The organism is Zobellia russellii (genome assembly GCF_018728565.1).
Classification (GTDB): Bacteria; Bacteroidota; Bacteroidia; order Flavobacteriales; family Flavobacteriaceae; genus Zobellia; species Zobellia russellii.
In genome coordinates, this window is sequence record NZ_JACSOI010000002.1 from 552,181 (window position 1) to 575,121 (window position 22,941).

Below are 22,941 nucleotides of genomic sequence, written 5' to 3' on the forward strand. Positions count from 1 at the left end.
ACCAATTAAATTGGTCCGTAGAGAAAGTAAAAAGTCATCATGGATAAATGTCCATCGAAAAGTATTGAAGATAAAATAAACCGACCAAAATAATATGTGATGCCAAGGCTTAATATCACTTGTACCGTGCAAATTGGGACTGCTTAAAAACTTCCTCAATTTAAAACTCATACCCATTCACTAAAAACGATATTTATTCTTTCCCCTAATTAACGTTGGGCATTGATGCGTAGTTGTTAAGCTAAAAATTTTCTGACTAAACAAAATTTTAGAAATATTCAACTCAACGTTGTAAAGTAGCTTAAAAAAAGCTCCTCTGATGTTAAATGTACTTAAAAACATTAATAGCTTGACCGCGTTTTACAATCCGCTTTGAAGTTACAAGATGTTCGGGCATACAATTTTAGTGGATTTCTCAAAATAAACTTGAACAAAACAGAAATAAACTAACGTCCAAATTAATCCTTGTTACCTTTAATTCAAATAATGTAGTTCATTAAGAAATAAAAACAGACCAAAAAGCAAGGTTATGATAATAACTGAAGTATTACAGTTAAAAACAATAGTCCTTTTATTAAACTTTTTACTTTTTATCACAATTTCATTAGCAGCCCAAAAAACACCCCGCACATATGTAGCTGAATACACCAATGATACAATTCATATTGATGGTAAAATGAACGAAAAATCATGGGAGAATACTGATTGGTCCCATAAATTTATAGATATCGAAGGGATAAAGAAACCTAAGTATGACACAAGGTTCAAAATGATATGGGATGATGAGTACATCTATTTTTTTGCAGAGTTAAAGGAACCACATGTTTGGGGTACCTTAAAACAAAAAGATACCATTATCTTCTATAACAACGACTTTGAAATTTTTTTGGACCCTGATGGAGACACCCATAACTATTATGAATTTGAGATAAACGCCTTAAACACCATTTGGGACCTTTACCTATCAAAACCCTATAGAAATAATGGTCACGTTACCGATTCTTGGGATTTTAAGGGTGTAAAGACTGCTGTGACGGTAAATGGTACTTTGAACAATTTTTCCGATATTGATAAGGGATGGAACATTGAAATTGCCATACCTTGGTCTTTTACCACTGCTCCAGGCGGAACCACAAAGGTTCCCGAGGGAGAGTCATGGAGAATAAATTTTTCGCGGGTCAATTGGGATTTTGACATAGAAAATGGTCATTATAATAGACAAAAAGATTCGTCCGGAAAATTTCTACCGGAATACAACTGGGTCTGGTCTCCGCAAGGGGTTATCAATATGCACGAGCCAGAACACTGGGGCTATGTTTTTTTCAATAAAAATTCCGATGCAACGGAATATTCAATTCCTAAAGACGAGTATATAAAATGGTATTTGTACGAACTGTACAGAAACTATAAAAAACACGGTGAAAAAGGTTGGACAAATAAAAATGGTCTACTTGAAAAAGAGGCCAATTTAATACATGGCAAGCCTGTAATTGCTGTTTTAGAAAAGAACAGTTTTGGTTTTGACATCTGGACAAAAAGTCCATTCACGAATAATAGATTAATTATACATACTGACGGAAAATTTACAACTGACTATGACCAAACCAACTAAATTTTTACAATTTTTACTTCTTACACTTATTACTCTTCATGTTTCATGTGAAACGAATAAAAAAGGAGAGAAACAGGAAAGTTTACTCACCACTTCAGATTTTCCATCAAAAACAGAATCATTTAAACTATGGACTTGGATAACCGCTGAAAAATCTAGAACGGATGAATCCTTTTACGAAGAGTTTAAAAAATATGGGGAAAATGGCATTAATGCTGTTTTAATAAATACATACGGTGATCCAGAATTACTGGCTCGGTTGGTACCAATTGCCAAAAAATATAATTTAGAAGTTCATGCTTGGATGTTTACCATGAACCGCCCTGGTGATAAAGTAGCGGAACAGCACCCAGAATGGTACGCAGTAAGTAGGGATGGCAAGTCTTGCTATGACGAACCACCATATGTAGGGTATTACAAATGGCTCTGCCCCACTAGAAAAGAATCTCGGGAGCACATACTTAGTTTAATTGAAGGACTATCAAAAGTAGAAGGCGTAGCAAGCTTTCACTTAGATTATATTAGATACTCAGATATTTTTTTACCTATTGGCCTACTTCCCAAATACAACTTAAAACAAGAGACAGAATTACCCAGATATGATTTTTGTTATTGTGATGTCTGTACTTCAGAATTTGAAAAAGAACACCATAAAAATCCAAACGATTTTAGTAATCCCGCAATAGATATGGAATGGAAAAACTTTCGTTTAAACAAAGTAAAAGCCATTGTAGACGAGGCATATAAAATTACCCATGCAAATGGCAAAAATCTAACTGCAGCGGTATTTCCTTATCCAGAAATGGCAGACCACATGGTACGCCAGCGTTGGGACAAATGGAATGTAGATGCCGTTTTACCTATGATTTACAATGTATTTTACAATGAAGAAATAGATTGGATCGGTTATGCTACAAAACAGGGAGTTGCTGATCTAGAAGGAAAAAACACTGAACTACACACAGGAATCTATGTACCGGAAATGACTCCTCAACAATTAAAGGAGGCTATGCATCAAGCAAGAAGCAATGGAGCTAAAGGCGTTTCTTTCTTTGATGGACCAGCTATTACACAAGAGCAATGGCAAGTTATAAAAGCTTCACAAAAACCGTGATTATTGTTTTATTCATAAAACTTTACTTTTTCTTAACATGTTGTTAAGCTTTTCACAATTGTTATTTGTCGAAATTTTTCATGATTAAACTAAATATAAATCACCTTAATGCAGTATTTTATACAAACTAACTAAACTCAATAATTTATGAACAAAAAATTCTCTAGTTTTTTGACTGTTGCCCTACTGCTTTTTTTACAAGCTGCAATAGGTCAAGACAAGAACGTATCTGGTGTAGTCACAGACGACACAGGTATACCTCTGCCAGGGGTAAACGTAGTTGAAAAAGGCACATCTAACGGAACGTCTACCGATTTTGACGGAAACTACACAATTAGCGTTGATGCAAATGCAACTTTGGTTTTCTCTTCTTTAGGGTATAAGACTAAAGAAGTAAGTGTTAATGGTCAATCTACAATCAACACTTCGATCACTGAAGATGCCAGTGAGTTAGATGAAGTGGTAGTAACCGCTTTAGGTATTCGAAAAGAAACAAAAGCACTAGGATACTCTCTAACTGAAGTTGACGCGGAAGAAATTGCGACCATTAAAACTCCAAATGCAATTAACTCTTTACAGGGTAAGATTGCAGGTGTAAACATCTCTCAAAATGCTACTGGTGCCGCTGGTTCAAGTAGAGTAGTAATTAGAGGTGCAAGCTCATTATCCGGCAACAACCAACCACTTTATGTAGTGGACGGTATTCCTATCGGAAACGGTAATAATGGCTCCGCCAGTTTGTGGGGAGGCTCCGATGGTGGAGATGGCATCTCCAGTTTAAACCCAGATGATATAGAATCTATTTCGGTACTTAAAGGCGGTGCCGCTTCTGCACTGTACGGTTCTCGTGCTGCAGGTGGTGTTATTATCGTTACCACTAAATCCGGAAAAGGACAAGACGGTTTTGGAATAGAAGTTAGCAGCTCAGTAACTTTTGACAAAGTGGACACCTCATTACAGGACTTCCAAACTGAATATGGACAAGGGGTTAGAGGTGTACGACCATCTTCGCAAAGTGCGGCATTGGATGCGGGCAGTTCTTCTTGGGGCGAGGCTTTTGATGGAGCAAACACCGTCCAATTTGATGGTGCTTCAAAACCTTACTCCTACATTGGAAACAATGTAGATAAGTTCTACAGAACGGGCTCTACCTTAATTAATACGGTAGCTATAACCAATGGGTCGGAAAACATGAGTTATAGATTGTCCGCATCAGACCTTACAAATGAAGATGTTTTACCAAATGCAGGATTGAACAGAAAATCCTTCTCTCTTAATTCAAGCGCTGTTCTGGGCGAAAAATTTACCAGTAGCGTAAATGCGAAATACATTATTGAAAAAGTTAAGAACAGACCAAGACTTTCAGATTCCCCAGGTAACGCCAACTTTTCAGTTGCTTTACTTCCCGGTAATATAGATGTTACCTCGTTACAACCATCTACCAATCCCGATGGATCAGAAAGACAATTTTCAAATAACACATTTTCTACCAATCCATATTTTGCGGCATACAACTTCAACAATGAAGATGTAAGAAATAGAATCATTGCCTCTACTTCACTCAGGTATGACATTCTAGATTGGCTTTCCCTAACTGGTAGAATAGGTATTGACAATGACATCATTAGAAGAACGTCTGCAGAACCGTTTGGCACGGCATACAAACCGCTGGGAGGCATTAATGAAGAAGAAAGAAGATACAATCAGGTAGATGCTGATTTAATTTTGGCTGCAGAGAAAGACATTACTGATAAATTCGCAATTTCTGGCTTAATAGGTGCCAATACCAACCATGTTAAATCTGAAAACCTGTTCTTAGGGGGTAACGATTTTATTGTTGCCGGTCTAGAAGATATAGGAAATACAGTTAGCCAGTCTAGGAGAAGAGAATATTCCGAGAGAAAAATTGGGTCGGTTTATGGGTCTTTAGAACTGTCTTATGACAGCTGGGCATATGTAACATTTACTGGAAGAAATGACTGGTTTTCAACCCTGTCCTTCCCTGGAAAAACTACCCCTAATGATGATTTCTACCCTTCAATTAATGGTAGTTTAATTCTATCGGATGCTTTTAACATGCCTTCTTTTGTTAGCTTTCTAAAATTAAGAGGAGGTTACTCAGAAGTAGCTGGCGGTGCTCAAGATCCTTATTCGCTTGCCTTGAACTACGAGATTTTTGGAAACCCTATTAACGGGCAACCTTTAGGCAGAGTTTCTGGTAGTACAGTTCCAAATGCCAATTTAGTTGCTTTTAGCAAAAGTGAAACAGAAATTGGTTTGGATATGAGGTTCTTTAACAATAGATTATCCTTTGATGTTGCATACTACAGCAATGAAACAACCAATGACATTGTAGATGTATCAACATCATCATACTCCGGGTATTCTGGCGCAAGTGCCAATCTAGGTAAGGTAAGTAACAAAGGTGTTGAGTTCTTAGTAAGCGGCTCACCTATTAGAACAGATGACTTTTCTTGGAATGTAACAGTAAACGGTGCCTATAACGAAGGTATGGTTGTAGCAACGGACGATGTAGACTCTGATGTAAATTTAGATGAACCAAGAACCCAAAATGTTCGTATAACCCATATTGTGGGGGAAGCTTACGGAACTATTGTGGGTGTACCATACGAACGTGATGAAAATGGAACAATTATTTACGAAATAGACGGCGAAGGAGTTCCTAGAGCTGTTGAAGGTGAACGTAAAATTTTAGGAGAGGGTGTACCGCCTTTAACCTTAGGTTTCAGCAATTCATTTACCTACAAAAATTTCAACCTTAACTTTTTAATAGATGGTAAGTTCGGCGGTCAGATATTTTCTGGTACCAACACCATACTTTATAGTAACGGTCTTCATAAGAATACTTTGGAAGGAAGAGAAAATGGTTTAACCGTATCTGGCACCGATCAAGCAACAGGTCAGACATTTACTACTACTATTGCTCCAGAAAACCTATCTACGTATTATAGTGAAATTGCCGATATCGCAGAGGAATTCGTTGAAGATTCTGATTATATTAAGTTTAGACAATTAAGCTTAGGGTATTCTTTACCAAAGAAAGCCTTAGAAAATGTTTTCTTGACAAACGTAAATGTATCCCTAATTGCTTCAAACTTATTCTACCTTAAAAGAAGTGTAGACAATATTGACCCAGAAAGCGCGTACACTGTAGGAAATTCGCAAGGTTTGGAATATTTTGGAGTTCCATCCTCAAGGAGTTACGGTCTAACTATCAATGTAAAGTTTTAATAGAGAACTATGAAAAAATCAATATATATATTAATGTTCGCACTACTATCTGTAGGTGCATGTGACGATGGCTTTGAAGAATTAAATGTCAACCCTACCAAGCCAACTCAAGTTGCCGCTAGCAACAAGTTAACTGCCGTAATGAAATTTATCTCTAGTGAAAGGTATGATAACTGGAGGGCCGGCATGATTTACCAATCCACAATGATGCAACATGTAGCAACAACTGCAGGTTATTGGAGTGGAGACAAATACACTTGGAACAAAGGCTATGCTTCATCTCTATTAGATAGATATTATGGAAATGCGGTAAAATCTATTGAAGATTTACAAGTACAACTAGAAGAGGAAGGTGCTCCAGAAGAGATGAAAGCTATCGTGCGAATTTTACGTGTTTTCACCTATTCGAGACTTACGGACCTCTATGGCGATATTCCATATAGTGAAGCTGGAAAGGCAGTTATTGAAGGGATTTTTCTTCCCAAATACGATGCTCAAAGTGAAATCTACCCAGATTTATTAAACGAACTGGAAGAGGCTTCCGCTGCATTAGGCTCTGGAATTTCAGAATTTGGCCCTGCAGATGTTATCTATAATGGCGATCAAGCAAAATGGAAAAGATTGGCAAATTCCTTGATGTTACGTTTAGGTCTAAGGTTGATAAAAGTTGACCCTACAGCTTCTCAAGCGTGGGTCACAAAAGCTATAGCAGGCGGCGTAATGACTTCAAACGAAGATATTTTTTACCTACAACACGATGCTGATAATAAGAACGGTATTGGTGAAGTGTTTACGGCTGATGGCAACCCAAGAATGAGTGCCACATTTATCAACTTTCTTAAAGACAATAACGATCCAAGGTTAACCGTATTGGCATCGTTACCTGCAGAAAGAATAATTTTCAAAGAAGACCCTGAAAACCCTGGTCAGTTCATAGAAGACAGAAGAGAGGACAGAACTGAAGAGGAAAGACTAAACCCAGATGCCCAAAGAGGTTTAGTCAATGGCAAAGATGTTCCTATGCTAGAAGAGGAAAATGTTGATTTAGACAATTTATTCAGTAATCTAAACGACTATTCTGAACCAAACAGGTTATTAATAACTTCAGAAACAGCTCCAATGATATTCCAAACCTATGCAGAGGTAGAATTTATGCTTGCAGAAGCAAATGTAAGATGGGGGCTTGCCGGTGAAGCCGAAACGCATTACAAAAACGGTGTAACTGCCGCCATGAAACATTTATCACTTTATGGCGAAGGAGGTGTCATTGCAGATGGTGATATCGCAGATTATCTAGCCGCTAACCCTTACGATGCTGCTAATGCCCTAGAACAGATAAACACACAATATTGGGCTGCTACTTTTTTGAATGAATATGAAACGTTCTCAAACTGGAGAAGAACTGGCTACCCGATACTTACACCAGTTAACTACCCCGGTAATGTTACCAACGGCACCATACCAAGAAGATTAACATATTCTGAAAGCGAACAAAGTGTTAATCCGGATAACTATGCCGCTGCAATTGCAGCTCAAGGTCCAGATGTTCTTACCACTAGAGTGTGGTGGGATGTTGAATAACATCGATTAAGATTGGTTTTAGAGAGAAACCTCTCATAATAGTTTTGAGTTAATTTTTTTATTGAGATCGAAAAGGAGAGGAAACTCTCCTTTTTTTTGTATAAAATAGTATCTTGTAATTATGAAAATCAGGCATTTAATATACTTCTGCTCACTACTAGTTTTATGTTGCGAAAATGCTCCTGAAGAGACCAAAGCAACACCAAAATTATTTACACTTCTCAATTCTAATGAGACAGGAATTGATTTTAATAACATCATTAAAGATGATAAGGATAAAAACATATTTGCCTATGCCAATTTTTATGGCGGGGCAGGTGTTGGTGTGGGCGACTTTAATAATGATGGACTGCAAGACATCTTTTTTGCAGGGAATATGGTTCCTGATAAATTTTATCTGAACAAAGGAAATTTGGTTTTTGAAGATGTTACCATAAAAGCTGGCATCAAAAATTTTGATGGATGGTCTACCGGGGTCACCATTGCAGATATCAACAATGATGGACACCAAGATATTTATGTAAGCAGAGAACTGTATGATGAAAACCCGGAGTGGCGCAGAAATTTGGTGTACATTAACAATGGAGATGGCACTTTTACAGAAAAAGCCAAAGAGTTGTCCATTGCAAATACCGAAAGAACAAGACACGCAACATTCTTAGATTTTGATAAAGACGGACTATTAGATCTTTTTCTATTGACCCAACCACCAAATCCGGGAAGTCTTTCTCAATATCACAGTGCGGACAATTTACTCATACCAGAATATGCACTAAAACTTTACAAAAACAATGGTACTAAGTTCAAAGACGTATCAAAAACTGCAGGTATAGACCGCACCGGTTTTCCTAATGCCGTATCGGCGAGTGACATTAATAATGACGGATGGCCAGACCTCTATGTGGCCAATGATTTTTATGCACCAGATTTTCTATTTCTAAATAATCAAGACGGCACATTCACAAGCATTGAAAAAAACGCTTTAAAACAAACGTCTTACTATAGTATGGGTGTAGATGTAGCCGATATCAATAATGACCAAAATTTAGATGTATTTGTACTGGATATGGTGTCTGAAGATAATTTCAGATTAAAATCCAACATGAGCGGTATGAACATTGGTGCTTTTTGGAAAGTAGTAGAAGACGGTGGCGGATATCAATACATGTATAATACACTACAGCTAAACAACGGTAATGAAACCTTCAGTAACATTGCGCAATTTACCGGTATGTCCGCAACAGATTGGAGCTGGTCTAATCTTATAGCCGATTTTGACAATGATGGTCTAAAAGATACGTATGTCACCAACGGATTATTGCGTGATATTAGAAATACAGATGCGGATAAAAATGTAGCCCATTATATAAATACCACTAGAGCACAATGGCTACAGAACAATCCCAATGCCCAAAACGTTAAAAGCATATGGGATATCGTAGACCTTGAAAAAGCGGTTAGCATGGTCCCATCCCAACCTTTAAAAAACTACGCCTATCAAAATTTGGGCGATTTGGAATTTAAAAATACTTCCACTGAATGGGGTTTGGACAATGAATCTTTCTCCAACGGATCAGCATATGCCGATTTAGATAACGATGGTGATTTAGATTTGGTGGTCAATAACATCAACAGTGAGGCATTTATTTACAGAAATAATTCGGAAGCAAAACCAAACAGTAACTATCTAAGAATACAATTGGTCGATAAAAACAACGGACCAACATTTGGAGCTAGGGTAAACATATACACTCAAAATGGTGTACAAACCTTAGAGACTACAAACGTACGTGGTATTTATTCTACCAGTGAACTTACGCTACATTTTGGATTAAAGAATTTGACACAAGTAGACAGTCTAACGGTTGTTTGGCCCAATGGAAAAAGTACTGTAAAAAGAGACATCTCGGCAAATCAACTGTTAGAAATTTCATCTGACGAATCTGAAATTTTAGACGTTAAAAATGAAGGAACGGATAAGACTCTTTTTGCAGATATGACCGATGTTTTTCCTGCAAAATTTAAACATCAAGAGAATCAATTCGATGATTTTGAGAAACAAATACTGTTGCCACATAAGCTTTCTCAATTTGGACCAGCCCTGACCGCGGGAGATATCAATGATGACGGATTGGATGATTTCTATATTGGCGGTGCCGCCAACCAAGCACCTACCCTATTCATTCAACAAAAAGATGGCAATTTTGAAGAAAGTCAGGTTGCATTTTGGCAAAAAGAAGCCGGTTATGAAGATGTAGATGCCTTATTTGTTGACATCAATAATGACGGATTAAAAGATTTGTACGTAGTAAGTGGTGGTAATGAGTATCCAAAAAACGATTTTCACTATACCGATAGAATCTACCTAAACCAAGGTAATGCGACCTTTAAAAAAGGAGCCATTTTAAATGCTAAAAGAATTAGTGGCTCTGTAGTAAAATCCGCCGATTATGACGGTGATGGTGATATGGACCTTTTTGTTGGTGGCAGACATACTCCGCAACAATACCCAAACCCATCTTCTAGCATGTTATTGGTAAACGACAATGGGCAATTGGTGAACCAAACAGAATTATTATCCCCACAATTGTTGCAAATAGGAATGATTACCGATGCCATTTGGAGCGATTATGACAATGACCTAGATTTGGATTTAATGATTGTAGGCGAATGGATGCCTATTACCATTTTTGAAAACAATAATGGTAACCTATCAAAGGTTGAGAATGAAAATTTTACATCAAGCTACGGCTGGTGGTTCAGCATAGAACAAGGAGATTTTGACAATGATGGAGATTTGGATTATATAGCAGGGAATTTAGGTCTTAACTACAAGTACAAAACTAGCACTGACAAACCTTTTGATGTATATTATAATGACTTTGACGCCAATGGTAATGCAGATATTGTTCTAGGATATTACAACAAGGAAAAACATTATCCATTAAGAGGGTTTTCATGTTCATCGGAACAAATTCCTGCCCTAAAGAAAAAAATAGTAAAGTATGATGCCTTTGCCTCTATGGAGCTAAAGGATGTATATGGTGAAGAAAAACTGAAAAACTCCCTGCATTACAGCGCAGACACTTTTGCATCGGTATACATTGAAAACCTAGGCAATGGTCAATTTAAAATAACGGACTTGCCCAATGTAGCACAACTATCTAACCTCAATGATATGCTTGTAAGGGATTTTAACGGTGACGGAGCATTAGATGTTCTTGCCATAGGCAACTTATACGTTTCAGAGATAGAAACCCCAAGAAACGACGCAGGAACAGGACTACTGTTGTTGGGAGATGGTACCGGGAGCTTTTCTGCTAAAAGAGGGTCAGAGATAGGGTTCTTTGCAGATAGGGACGCCAAAAAACTGGTTACCTTAAGCAATGTTCAAAATGACTATTTCTTGGTGGGCAATAATGATGATGTCCTTCAGATTTTTGAATTACAGAAAAACTAATTAATCAATACGCCCGGGAAATCGGGTTTCACTTCCTTTCATTTCTAAAAGGGAATCGCCCAATTTGGCTCGCATATCATCCGCCAATTTTTGTATGGTCTTTACCACTTCTGGATGAGCTGCTGCTACATCGGTAGTTTCGCTTTCATCCTGTTCTAAATCATAGAGTTCAATTTGCTCTAGATCGATCATTTTATACACCCCGGGCAATCCATCTTTACCAGGGGTTTGTCCGTTCATAGTTCTGTACTTGTGAGGAAAATAAAGCTTCCATTTCCCATACCGCACCCCAAATAGCTCATTTACACGATAATAAAAGAAATAGGCTTCTTGCGGACTCTCATCTGTTTTGCCTGTAAATAAAGACCATGCGCTTTTACCGTCTATCTCTTTCTCTGCCAAAGGGGCATTGACAACCTCTGCTATTGAAGGTAAAATATCTATTGCCATAACAGGTGCCTCAATAGTAATTCCAGCTTTTATTTCTTTCGGATATTTAATGATGAACGGTTCACGTTGACCACCTTCCCATCCAGTGCCCTTACCCTCTCTAAATGGTAAAGCACTTCCGGAGTGATTTCCGTATGCCAACCAAGGTCCATTATCAGAAGTAAAAATAATAATGGTATTTTGGGTCAATCCATTCTTATCAATAGCCTTTATAATTTCACCTACAGACCAATCCAATTCCATAATAACGTCACCGTACAATCCTCTTTTAGATTTTCCCTTAAACTTATCGGACACAAATAAAGGTACGTGGGGCTGAGGATGCGGTACATACAAAAAGAATGGGTTTTCTTTATTACGATTAATGAAGTCAACACTACGCTCTGTAATCTCAGTAGTCAAATTCGTTTGATCCGTTAATGTATCCAATACCTTTTCATTCTCATAAAGAGGCAAGGGACCAAAATTAAAAATAGGACCTTGCTGCGGATGTAACGGCCACATATCATTGGAATAAGGTATGCCATAATATTCATCAAACCCTTGATTATTGGGCATAAATTTTTTTGCATCTCCCAAATGCCATTTTCCAAAAACAGCCGTAGCATACCCTTCCGCTTTCAATAATTCTGCGAGGGTAGTTTCATCAGGATTCAAACCTACTTTACTATTGGGCATAAAAGCGTTATGAATACCGATCCTATTAGGATATGTCCCCGTTAATATACCTGCCCTTGAGGCGGAACACACAGCTTGAGCAGCGTAAAAATGGGTAAGCATTGCACCGTCTTTAGCCATTTGGTCCAAATTGGGAGTATCTATGTCGTGAGCACCAAAAACGCCCACATCATTGTAACCTTGGTCATCCGTAAAAATTAAAATAACATTAGGTCTACCATTTGCAGCAACTCCGGTTTTCTGAGCCAAAAGACGCTGACCCATAACCAATAGGAATATTATAAAGCAAATTGACCTTGAACTCATAACTATTATTTTGACTCTATTAATGGACATTTTTCAATACCGTTTCCTCTTTTTAATTCAGCACTACTTCATCAATGAAAATCCAGCTTTTACCACCAGGATCAGTGTGCCAATCAGGGTTTTTCAAGGGACTCTTAATGGATAGTTTTACATACTTTGCTTGGGTGGGAGGTATGTCTAAATCGAAAAAAGTGAGTTTCACCTCGGCATTGGGTTTCTCTTCTCCTATATCTTTTCTCCCTACTTCCTTAAAGTTAGTACCATCATTGGAAACCGATACCACAAAAGATGTGGGGTAAAAAATCCAACTTGCAGGTGCGGACAATGCACCAATAGATACTTTTGAAATGGCGTTCTGCTCTTTCAGCTCTACCACGGCATTCAAGTGCTTTCCTTCAAAACCCAACCAGTTACCATCTACAAAATTGGTAGACCCACGCTTTTGATCCATTAAAGTTTTACCTTTTTTCCCTTGATACTTATCATTGGGCACCGTTAATAAATCTACATCGGCATAGGCTATATTGTTCTTAATAAACGTTCGTTCGGTAATGTTGCTTGGCTCCCATTCTTTTTTTGCAGCAATCGCTTTCACATTTGCCGTTGTCTCTAATGTGATCGCACCATCATACTTCAAGGAAGATTCCGTGGGCTCAGAGCCATCAAGCGTATAGTAAATCTCAGTACCATCAAATAGGCTTTCAATAGCTATGGTTAAACTATCACTAAAAAAACTACGGTCACTTATAATGGTGGGCGGATCTAAAACGGTTGCCTTAAATACATCTGCCTTAATTTGCTGAATGGTCACTCCCGGTAAATTCTGCTGTAATTGTGCCAGTCCGTCTTCCGTAACATCAGTTTTCCATAAATAAATATTACGAAGCTTTTTATTTTCCTTTAAATCAAGAACGATCTTATCGGTAACAGCGGTACCATATAAATTTAACGACTCTAACAGTTCAAGATCACTAAGATATTTCCCAATAGCATCAGTTACTTTAGTATGCTGTAACTTTAATTTCAACAGATTTTTAAACGGTTTCAATTCTGACGCAAGATCATCGTTAAAGTTGCTGAACCCTAAATCTAGCTCTACAATGTTGGATGCATATTCTTCAAGCACTTCTAACGTATCGTCAGTAATAGAATCCATACTTGCCATATTCACCGAGAGCAAGTGATTCTCACTAGATAAGGTTTGAACCGATATACCGGCGCGCCTAACATGTTGCAACCATTCTTGCGGCACTTCCATTGCTTCTTTCGTTAATACGGCAATTGTAGAAGTGTCTTGTTCCAATGAAGTTAATATTCCTGCTATATTTCCTTCCCTAGTCAGTTCATTTACTTTACACTCAAAGCAATTGTTATTTTCCATCCACCATTCAAGCAAAGCCTTTTCATTATCGGTCAATTGCACCTTACCTTTTGGAGGCATATGTTCATCATGATCTAAAGGCAGATGCACCCTTTCCAAGAACAAAGATTTTTCTTGACCTGAAATAGTATCTAAAAGACTACCCGTATCACCACCTTTAATAATATCATTAGGTGAACCCATTAGCAAACCACCTTTAGCCTTGCTTTCATTATGGCAGCTTACACATTTAGCGTCAAAAATAGGTTGTATGACTTGGGCGTAAACCTGAGCCTCTTCAATATTTGTAATGACAATAGCTTCTTTTTCATCTACAAATAAATAATCTTCTCCATGGGTCATATTACCGCCAAAGTGACCGGTAAGGCTAATTAATGCCAATACCAATATAAACGTTGGAATATAGGTTTTTCTAATCCACCCAATTTTACTTCGTTTCACCAAATAGAGAAGTACTGTTGTAACGGTAAACGCAACTGCCATCCACCTATGTAGAAAAAGGGAATCTTCATCATAACCACTTTCCTCTCCGAGCAACCACCCGGTACCCAGTGAAAATATTGCCGTAATACCCGCTACCAAAAGTGTAAATTCTACTACCTCAGTAAAAGATTCTTTTGATTTTAATCTACCATAAACCTCTAAAATAAAGGCAAGCATGATGATACCTATGGGCAGGTGAACAAAAAGCGGGTGCAGGTGTCCTATTTGTATTCCTAATTGAATCATGCTATTGTATAATTATTTCATCTATAAAAACCCAAGGCGTTGTTCCTTTGCCTTGGTGCCATACTGGAATTTCGCTTAGTGGATGTATTACCACATTCAACGTATTGTACATTCCTGTACTCACCGGTACATGTAAAAATGTGGAACTGTTAGGTGTTTCTTGTTCACTCTTTGCAAACGTCCTTTCTCCTATTAATTCCCCCTCATTAAAAACTTCAATTTTACCAGGTGCGAATATCCAGTTGGATTGATTGGTCAATACACTGACCACTATTTTATTGACCGTGCTATTCTTTTCTAGCTGAAGTGATGCCGTTATCTTCTCCGTTTGAAAACCCATCCACTGTTTATCCCCTGCAAATTGGGCACTTCCTTTTTTCAAATCTGATAACCCCATGGCACCCATACCTGAATATTTCTCACTAGGTTCCGGTTTAATTGCTACCTCCTTAATAGCACTATTCTTGACAATCTTTACCACTTCTAATACAACTTCATCACTTTCTTTATAATCCGGATGAAACATTTTAGCCTTGATTACGGCACTTTCCTGTATTTTCAATGGTCCAGAAAACACCTTTGCATTTTGATTTACCGAGCTACCATCCAAGGTATATTTTATTATTGAATTTGGCATATCTACGTTGAAACTGAGCATAGTATACGAATCGAAAAATATGGACGACACTTGAACACGAGGGTTGGATAATTGAAATAAGGCTGTTGGTGCATGTTCCGTATTTTGAGAAATACAGGCTTGGCACAATACTAGAACTATAGCTATTGAATAGAACATTCGTTTGATCATATTCTATTCAGTTTTATAGGATACGTCTTCCCTGAATTCCACTGGGCAACATATAAATTATCTTCATCATCTACACATACATCATGCGGATGTGTAAATATTTTGATGGATTGATACATGGACTCCAAACCATTTTTCCCATAAACAGGAGTACATCCGCCAGGTGCGGATGTAAGTTTATTATGCTTATCCAATATGGAGATAAATCCGGTACCATCAGACCCATCACCAGACCAGATAGTTGCCAAATAAATGGTATCACCCTTAATTACCGGTCTACAAATATATGCTCCGGGCAAATCTATACTTGCTATAAATTCCCCATCCATGGTAAACCGTTTCAACTTATTTTGCTGTCTTGCTGTTATTAAAAGTTCGGGAGACTTGCCGCCTCTGGTATCTATACAAATACCGTGGGCATTATTAAAAAGGTGATCTGCATCGCCTTTACCGCCAAAAGTCTGTAACAACTCCCCTTTGGCATTGTACCGCATAATGTATTGAGCGCCATAACCGTCAGTAATATATACATCGCCATTTTCAGCAATAGCCGTTTCTGTGGGTATGTATTGCTCCTTGCCAGTATATTTTCCCGATTCCTTCGGATATGAAAAAACTTGTATCACCTTACCGTCTATGGTAGTCTTAATCACCTCATGCCTATTGTTATCCGCTATGTACAGAAAGTCCTCACCATTTTCAACATTCAATGTTAAACCGTGTGCACCGGGATAATCCGTTCCCCAAGTTTCCAACAATTTACCAGAACGGTCATAAACAATAACATTGTTCTTGGTATGGTTGGTTAACAATAAAATCCTGCCCTTAGAATCTTGCACCATTTCATGGCAATCGTTCACCGGATGGTAATTAGAATTCAATGCACCCCAGTTCAAATCTATTTTATACTGGTGACTGCCATGACCTATAACCGCATCTTTATATTCCAATATACTTGCGCCCAAAGAAGAGCAAGTTAAAAGTCCCGCTGAGGCTGCGGCGGTATTTTTTATAAATGTTCTTCTCTGCATTACGATAAAATATCTTTAACCACGTGACCTTCAACATCGGTAAGCCTAAATCGTCTACCTTGATATTTATAAGTAAATTTCTCATGATCAATACCCAATTGATGCAACATAGTAGCCTGAAAATCGTGAACATGCACCGGGTTCTTGGTTATGTTATACCCAAAATCATCGGTTTCTCCATACACAATACCCGGTTTAATACCGCCACCTGCCATCCACATGGTAAAACATCTTGGGTGATGATCCCTACCATAATTGGTATCTGTAAGCAAACCTTGGGAGTAATTGGTTCTACCGAATTCTCCTCCCCAAACCACCAAAGTATCTTCTAGCATACCACGTTGTTTTAAATCTGCCACCAAAGCGGCAGACGCTTGATCCACATCTTTAGCCTGTTTTTCTATTGCCCCAGGAAGATTATCATGCTGATCCCAGCCCATGTGGTACAATTGTATAAAACGAACATCTTTCTCTGCCAAACGTCTTGCTAAAAGACAATTAGCTGCAAAGGTTCCTGGGATTTTAGCATCCGAACCATACATTTTATAAATATAATCTGGCTCACCATCCGTATTCATAACATCTGGTACAGAAGTTTGCATTCTATATGCCATTTCATACTGGGCAATTCTACTTTGAATTTCAGGATCGTTAGATTCTTGGTAATGTTGATCATTGAGTTCTGCCAATTTATCAAGCATAGATCTTTTAACATCTGCCGTAGTTCCTTTAGGGTCATTCAAGTATAAAACAGGGTCTTTTGCCGCTCTGAACTGTACCCCTTGATGAAGGGAATGTAGAAACCCGTTACCCCAAAGTCTCGTATACAACGGTTGCCCGTTAGGTCTACCCGAACCTCTTGACAGAAGCACCGTAAAAGCGGGTAAATTTTCGTTCTCGCTACCCAGCCCGTAACTTAACCATGAGCCAATACTTGGTCTACCCGGTTGCTGTGATCCCGTTTGAAAAAATGTTACCGCAGGATCATGGTTAATAGCTTCCGTGTACATTGATTTAACAATACAGATATCATCTACAATTTTGGCGGTATAAGGCAAAAGGTCACTAATATAGGTGCCATTTTTACCATACTGCTGAAATCCGAAATTAGAGCCCACCAAAGGAAACCTATCTTGACCGGAAGTCATACCCGTTAATCTTTGTCCGTTACGAATAGATTCCGGCAAATCTTCACCTCTACGTTGGTTTAAAAGCGGTTTATAATCAAACAGCTCCAATTGCGAAGGACCACCACTTTGAAATAAATAAATAACTCTTTTAATTTTCGATGGATGATGTAGCGAATCCAACACGCCCTTTACCCCAGTAGGTCCGCTATCTGCCGTATATAATCCGTTTTCACCTTTTCTAAATAAGTTTGTACCCAATAAGGAAGCCAATCCAATTCCACCAACTCCCAATGCAGCTTTTCCTAAAAAAGACCGTCTGTTTAAAATTAGCGACCGCTCTTCAACTATTTTCTTTTCGCTCATAATCAGCCTCTATTTATAGTTTCGTCTAAATTCAAAATTGTGTGTGCCGTTAAGGTCATTGCCACTAACTTTTCTTTGTTTAAACCCGTAGGTACTTCACTTCTGCCAATACTTAAATACTCGCTTGTAGAAATTTCGCCGTTCTCAACTTTCGACAACATTTCAGTATAGTAATCGGTCAATGACTGTATCTCCGTTTCATTGGGCATACGAGAGGTTGCTTTGTAAAACAGGGTTTTTATCTGCTCGCTCTCCGCATTGGGGTTTGCCTCCATCTCACCTACGGCAGCTACCCTTGCGGCTTCAACTATTTGTGGATCATTTAATAATACCAAAGCTTGTAACGGGGTATTGGTCTCTTGCCTTTTAACCGAACAATAATCTCTTGAGCTACTGTCAAAAGTCATCATACTTGGTGGTGGAACGGTACGTTTCCAAAACGTATAAATACTTTTTCTATACACATCTTCACCCTCACTTAAGGTATAGGAAGCCGTACTACCACCACCGCCACCCGTAGTTTCTTCCCAGATACCTTCTGGCTGATACGGCTTAACACTAGGACCGCCCACTTCCCTATTCAGCAATCCGCTAAAAGCCAAGGCTTGATCCCGAATAGCTTCAGACGAAAGTCGTAAACGAGAGGCGCGCGCCAAATATTTATTTTCAGGGTCTTGCTCCAATTTCTCGGGACTAGCCTTTGTATCTTGCTGATATGCCTCGGACATTGCAATGTACTTCAACATTTTTCTGGTATCCCAACCTTCAGTTTTGTATTTGATAGCCAGATAATCCAACAATTCCGGGTGTGTAGGCAACGAACCTTGATTACCAAAGTCGAAAGAAGATGCTACAATACCACTACCGAACATTCGCTGCCATAATCTGTTCACCGCAACCCTTGCCGTAAGTGGGTGCTTATCATCAAACAACCATTTTGCCAATCCTAATCTGTTCTTCGGATAGTTATCAAAAGGTAAAATGGATTCCGGAGTATCAGGAAATACCTCATCGCCATATTGATCATAAATACCTCTTTTTAATATAAATGAAGATCTAGGCTGATCCATTTCTTTCATCACCATTACCGGCACCTCTTTCATCTCACTTTTCTCAAGGTTGATGAATCCTAGAATATCGTTCACTTCTTTCTGCGTCACTTTAATGTAAGGTTCGGGCAAATCCGCAGCATTATCCAACAAGCCTTTTTCTGGTATTGTATTGAAGAAGCTATAAAACTGAAAGTGATCTTTTTGACTAATGGGATCATACTTATGGTCATGACATCTTGCACATTCTAAGGTAAGCCCCAAAAACGCCGTACCCAGCGTGGTATTTCTATCCTCTACGTATTCAACCCGGTATTCTTCAGGAATCACCCCACCTTCGGCAGTTATCTTGTGATTCCTGTTAAAACCGGTAGCTAATATTTGTTCTAGATTGGCATTTGGCATTAGATCACCCGCTAATTGATAGGTAACGAACTGGTCATATGGCATATTCTCCTTAAAAGCGTGAATAACCCAATCTCGCCAAGGCCACATGGTACGTTCAAAATCATCTTGATACCCGTGGGTATCTGCGTATCTGGCAATATCCATCCATTCCGCAGCCATATTCTCGGCATAATCTACCGATAACAACAAAGAATCTATAACCTCTTCATATTTTTCCTGTGAAGGATTTTCCGCAAATTTTTCTATTTGCTCTAAAGTGGGTGGCAATCCGGTTAAGTCAAAAGTAATTCTGCGCAATAGTTTTTCACTACTTGCCCGAGAACTAGGACTCAACCCTTTTTCGGTCAATTTATTTAAGATAAAAGCATCTATTTCATTGCTGCCCCAAACTTTAGCACCATCATTTTCCGGTACTTCTTGCGGAGTAGGTGGTATAAATGCCCAATGCGTTTTATACTCGGCACCTTGTGCTATCCATTTTTCTAGAATAGCTTTTTCAAAATCCTCTAAAACCAGGTTAGATTCCGGTGGCGGCATGATCAAATTAGGATCATCACTGAAAATACGTTCTACCAAACTACTTTTAGATGCATTACCGGGCACAATGGCCGCATGGTCTTTAAGTTCACCCAAAGCCCTATAAGCTTCTTCGGCGGAGTGAAGGGATAAATCACCTTCAACGGCATTCTTATCTGGACCGTGACATATAAAACATCGGTCCGAAAGAATAGGCTTTACATGAAAAGTAAAATCGATTTTCTCGGGTATGGCCGTTTCTTTATTGCCATCTTCCAGTGCAATTGTCTTATCAGCTTCAGAAGCACAACTGCATAATACACAGCTTGCAAAAACAAAAGCAGCAATGCTGAACAATTGGCTCATTACATTCTTGGTCATTGATGGTGGTTTTAAATCTGTAATGAACTTACAAACTTTACCATTTAATAACCGTTAAAATTCGACCAATAACAAAGCAAAAGAGCTAAATACTAACAAAATTTCAAAACAGAATGCCAAATACTGCCATTTTAACAAAAGTCGCCTTGGCAGCAGACACGGCACCCCCAACCTCCCTCCTATATGCAAAAAGGAACAAGAAGTTACGTCAAAAACAACTTCCCATAAAGCCCTGAACTTGACCCATCTTACCTGAATGAATTGGTTAATGTATATAATCGGGTTGCCCTTAATTTACAAATACACCTAACAGTCTTTCCTTTTGTTATAGTGTTTGTAATACTTGTTCCTAGAATTGAAAATACCTAATTTTCTTGGTGTAAATTAACCTTTAAAAATTATGATTTCAGTTTGCCTGTAGCAATTAACTATTATAAAAACTCACGTACACTTTAAACCAAATTATACCAAAATGCAAAACAACTCAAAATCCGGAAGACGCAAATTTTTAAGAAATACCTTAACGTTAGCCGCAGGGTCAAGTCTCATTACTCCATCTTTGTTTGGCGCTCCGTCCATATTAAAATATTACAATAAACCCAATTCCAAATTTAATGGAGTACAGATAGGGGTTATTACCTATTCCTTTAGGAGCATGGAAGACCAAAGTGCGGAGGCCACTTTAAAATATATCTTGGACTGCGGTATAAATGCTATTGAATTGATTGGCGACCCTGCCGAGACTTTTGCAGGAAGACCAGAAAACACATTGGACAGAAGAGTATACTTTGGGTTGATGAAAAAGAAAAAAAGCGGAGCCATTTCGGATAACGAAGCAAAGGAGCTAGCTGAGATACAAGCTGACCAAGCAGTCTACAATGCCAAAGTAACGGAATGGCGAAAGAATGCCGATATGAAAAAGTTTGAGAAGTTCAGAAAAATGTATAATGATGCCGGAGTGCAGATATACGCATTTAAGCCAAGAAACACCTTTGGTAAAAACAATTCTGACGCAGATATTGATTGGGGCATGAAAACTGCAAAAGTTTTAGGTGCCAGCCACGTTACCGTAGAGCATCCAAGTAACGATGCTACTACACTTAGACTAGGAAACTTTGCTAAAAAGCATGGAATTTATATTGCTTACCATGGCCACGAACAACAGACACCTACCCTTTGGGATACAGCTTTGGAGCAATCAAAATACAATGCCTTAAACCTAGACCTGGGCCATTTTGTTGCAGCAGGTAATGCTGCCCCTCTAGATATCATAAAAACCAAACATGAGCATATTAAGAGCATGCACTTAAAGGACAGACAGACACCAGAACACGGGAAAGGAAATCTAGTTTGGGGTAGTGGTGACACTCCGTTGGCAGATGCATTACAGTTAATGAAGGACAAAAACTATACCTTCCCGGGCACTATAGAACTTGAGTATGATATCCCACAAGGCTCTAATGCCGTAGCGGAAGTCCAAAAATGTGTGGAGTTTTGCAAGAATGCACTGAAATAGGTGTACCCAAAAATAAAAAAAAGGTAGACCGGGCCTAACAAGCCTGGTTTACCCTAAATACAAGTCTACAAGACCTTCCGGTGTGCTTACGTGAACGGTCTTATTTTCCCTATCAACTTTCTTTACGATTTGATCAATGATAGGCACTAAAATTTCTTTACCGTCTTTTTCTATTTCAAAAATAGCTTGGGAAGTAGTATCGTTAACCCCGGTTATTTTTCCAATGTTGCCGTGCGTCTCATCCAATACATCAAACCCTATGACCTCATGAAAGTAAAATTTATCACCCTCTAATTTGGGAAGAGCGGATAAGGGCAAATAGAGCTCGTGCCCCATGATACGGTCTGCAGCAGCTTCGTCCTTTACTTCTTCAAAATCTATGCGCAGTAAGGCCGATTTATGTAAGCGACATCTATCAATAAAAAATGGAACCAGTGCATTGCCTTTCATCAAGACAAAAACTGATTCCATGTTTTCGTATACTTCGGGTTCATCGGCATCTAGTTTCACCAGTACCTCACCCTTAAAGCTATATTTAGAAACGATTTTACCGAGGTAGAAACAATCTTCCTTACGCATTCGTTTCTAAATTATTTATTCTTCTTCTTTAGATGCTTCAGCTTCTACGGCCGGAGCTTCTTCTGCGTCTGCCTCTTCAGCTTCAGGAGCTTCTGGCAATGCAGCAGCGGCAGCTTCAGCAGCACGCTTCTCGTTTACTTCTTTTTCAGCTTTCAAAGCTTCTGCTCTGGCTTGCTCTTTTTCTTTGTCAAGACCATCAACTTTAGAAGCAATCTTACTTTCTTTTTCCTCTAACCAAGCTTTAAATTTCTCTTCTGCTTGCTCTTCGGTCAAAGCACCTTTGCGAACACCTCCTAATAAGTGGTGTTTTAAAAGTACTCCTCTATAAGAAAGAATAGCTTTAGCTGTATCTGTTGGTTGTGCTCCGTTTTGTAACCATTGTACTGAATTATCTATGTTCAATTCAATAGTAGCAGGGTTGGTGTTTGGGTTGTAGATTCCCAATTTTTCCAAGAATTTACCATCTCTTTTCGCACGGCTATCCGCAGCAACGATCCAATAAAATGGTTTTCCTTTTTTACCGTGTCTCTGTAATCTAATTTTAACTGGCATATCACATTAATTTGTAGGGTGCCCGACCCTTGTTATTAATTCATT

The 22,941-nt window shown here is 38.6% G+C and carries 14 protein-coding genes; 6 read left to right on the forward strand and 8 right to left on the reverse strand.

The features are described 5' to 3' along the window. The first annotated feature begins 529 nt into the window (after positions 1-529). From H9565_RS07825 to H9565_RS07845, 5 genes are all read left to right on the forward strand, one after another. A complete protein-coding gene (locus tag H9565_RS07825; protein ID WP_215438651.1) occupies positions 530-1,612 on the forward strand; it encodes a carbohydrate-binding family 9-like protein in 1,083 nt (360 codons plus the stop codon). After that, a complete protein-coding gene (locus tag H9565_RS07830) occupies positions 1,596-2,726 on the forward strand; it encodes a family 10 glycosylhydrolase (RefSeq protein ID WP_215438652.1) in 1,131 nt (376 codons plus the stop codon). Before H9565_RS07825 ends, H9565_RS07830 begins: the two co-directional genes overlap by 17 nt. Positions 2,727-2,873: 147 nt before the next feature. Beyond that, positions 2,874-5,978, forward strand: a complete 3,105-nt coding sequence (locus tag H9565_RS07835; RefSeq protein ID WP_215438653.1) for a SusC/RagA family TonB-linked outer membrane protein — start codon at positions 2,874-2,876, stop codon at positions 5,976-5,978. Positions 5,979-5,987: 9 nt separating this feature from the next. Next, positions 5,988-7,559 carry a SusD/RagB family nutrient-binding outer membrane lipoprotein gene (locus H9565_RS07840; protein ID WP_215438654.1) on the forward strand — a complete coding sequence of 524 codons (1,572 nt, stop codon included), beginning with the start codon at positions 5,988-5,990 and terminating at the stop codon, positions 7,557-7,559. A 121-nt stretch (positions 7,560-7,680) separates the two neighbouring features. After that, the gene (locus H9565_RS07845; RefSeq protein WP_215438655.1) at positions 7,681-11,019 is read left to right on the forward strand and encodes a VCBS repeat-containing protein; all 3,339 of its coding nucleotides are present in this window, start codon (positions 7,681-7,683) and stop codon (positions 11,017-11,019) included. Here H9565_RS07845 and H9565_RS07850 read toward each other — a convergent pair whose 3' ends face one another. Genes H9565_RS07850 through H9565_RS07875 form a run of 6 tightly spaced genes read right to left on the reverse strand, consistent with a single transcriptional unit; the run spans position 11,020 to position 20,249 of the window. After that, positions 11,020-12,453, reverse strand: coding sequence for a sulfatase family protein (locus H9565_RS07850; RefSeq protein WP_215438656.1), 1,434 nt, complete (start codon positions 12,451-12,453; stop codon positions 11,020-11,022). Between the two features lie 52 nt (positions 12,454-12,505). After that, the gene (locus H9565_RS07855; RefSeq protein ID WP_215438657.1) at positions 12,506-14,563 is read right to left on the reverse strand and encodes an FN3 associated domain-containing protein; all 2,058 of its coding nucleotides are present in this window, start codon (positions 14,561-14,563) and stop codon (positions 12,506-12,508) included. 1 nt (position 14,564) lies between these two features. Continuing rightward, positions 14,565-15,371: a chitobiase/beta-hexosaminidase C-terminal domain-containing protein gene (locus tag H9565_RS07860; RefSeq protein WP_215438658.1), complete on the reverse strand. Its 807-nt coding sequence runs from the start codon at positions 15,369-15,371 to the stop codon at positions 14,565-14,567. Continuing rightward, on the reverse strand, positions 15,368-16,402 hold the full coding sequence (locus tag H9565_RS07865; protein WP_215438659.1) for an NHL repeat-containing protein: 1,035 nt from the start codon (positions 16,400-16,402) through the stop codon (positions 15,368-15,370). Before H9565_RS07865 ends, H9565_RS07860 begins: the two co-directional genes overlap by 4 nt. Continuing rightward, complete coding sequence (locus tag H9565_RS07870; protein ID WP_215438660.1) at positions 16,402-17,895, reverse strand: DUF1501 domain-containing protein; 1,494 nt, start codon at positions 17,893-17,895, stop codon at positions 16,402-16,404. The genes H9565_RS07865 and H9565_RS07870 overlap by 1 nt, the downstream gene beginning before the upstream one ends. A 2-nt stretch (positions 17,896-17,897) precedes the next feature. After that, positions 17,898-20,249 (reverse strand): PSD1 and planctomycete cytochrome C domain-containing protein, encoded by a 2,352-nt coding sequence (locus H9565_RS07875; protein ID WP_246560381.1) that lies wholly within the window; start codon positions 20,247-20,249, stop codon positions 17,898-17,900. Between the two features lie 472 nt (positions 20,250-20,721). Here H9565_RS07875 and H9565_RS07880 point away from each other — a divergent pair, with 472 nt between their 5' ends. Further along, positions 20,722-21,765, forward strand: coding sequence for a sugar phosphate isomerase/epimerase family protein (locus H9565_RS07880; protein ID WP_215438661.1), 1,044 nt, complete (start codon positions 20,722-20,724; stop codon positions 21,763-21,765). Between the two features lie 48 nt (positions 21,766-21,813). Here the strand turns inward: H9565_RS07880 and rimM are convergent, their stop codons facing one another. Both rimM and H9565_RS07890 read right to left on the reverse strand, forming a co-directional pair. Beyond that, the gene (gene rimM / locus H9565_RS07885; RefSeq protein WP_215438662.1) at positions 21,814-22,344 is read right to left on the reverse strand and encodes a ribosome maturation factor RimM; all 531 of its coding nucleotides are present in this window, start codon (positions 22,342-22,344) and stop codon (positions 21,814-21,816) included. Between the two features lie 15 nt (positions 22,345-22,359). After that, positions 22,360-22,896, reverse strand: a complete 537-nt coding sequence (locus H9565_RS07890; RefSeq protein ID WP_215438663.1) for a 30S ribosomal protein S16 — start codon at positions 22,894-22,896, stop codon at positions 22,360-22,362. Between the last annotated feature and the right edge of the window lie 45 nt (positions 22,897-22,941).

Excerpts from the sequence above, each read along its gene's own strand:
- H9565_RS07845 (WP_215438655.1), top strand. The coding sequence starts at position 7,681 with ATGAAAATCAGGCATTTAATATACTTCTGCTCACTACTAGTTTTATGT.
- H9565_RS07865 (WP_215438659.1), bottom strand. The coding sequence starts at position 16,402 with ATGCAGAGAAGAACATTTATAAAAAATACCGCCGCAGCCTCAGCGGGA.
- H9565_RS07855 (WP_215438657.1), bottom strand. The coding sequence starts at position 14,563 with ATGATTCAATTAGGAATACAAATAGGACACCTGCACCCGCTTTTTGTT.
- H9565_RS07840 (WP_215438654.1), top strand. The coding sequence starts at position 5,988 with ATGAAAAAATCAATATATATATTAATGTTCGCACTACTATCTGTAGGT.
- H9565_RS07860 (WP_215438658.1), bottom strand. The coding sequence starts at position 15,371 with ATGATCAAACGAATGTTCTATTCAATAGCTATAGTTCTAGTATTGTGC.
- H9565_RS07890 (WP_215438663.1), bottom strand. The coding sequence starts at position 22,896 with ATGCCAGTTAAAATTAGATTACAGAGACACGGTAAAAAAGGAAAACCA.
- rimM (WP_215438662.1), bottom strand. The coding sequence starts at position 22,344 with ATGCGTAAGGAAGATTGTTTCTACCTCGGTAAAATCGTTTCTAAATAT.
- H9565_RS07875 (WP_246560381.1), bottom strand. The coding sequence starts at position 20,249 with ATGACCAAGAATGTAATGAGCCAATTGTTCAGCATTGCTGCTTTTGTT.
- H9565_RS07880 (WP_215438661.1), top strand. The coding sequence starts at position 20,722 with ATGCAAAACAACTCAAAATCCGGAAGACGCAAATTTTTAAGAAATACC.
- H9565_RS07825 (WP_215438651.1), top strand. The coding sequence starts at position 530 with ATGATAATAACTGAAGTATTACAGTTAAAAACAATAGTCCTTTTATTA.
- H9565_RS07850 (WP_215438656.1), bottom strand. The coding sequence starts at position 12,453 with ATGAGTTCAAGGTCAATTTGCTTTATAATATTCCTATTGGTTATGGGT.
- H9565_RS07870 (WP_215438660.1), bottom strand. The coding sequence starts at position 17,895 with ATGAGCGAAAAGAAAATAGTTGAAGAGCGGTCGCTAATTTTAAACAGA.
- H9565_RS07830 (WP_215438652.1), top strand. The coding sequence starts at position 1,596 with ATGACCAAACCAACTAAATTTTTACAATTTTTACTTCTTACACTTATT.
- H9565_RS07835 (WP_215438653.1), top strand. The coding sequence starts at position 2,874 with ATGAACAAAAAATTCTCTAGTTTTTTGACTGTTGCCCTACTGCTTTTT.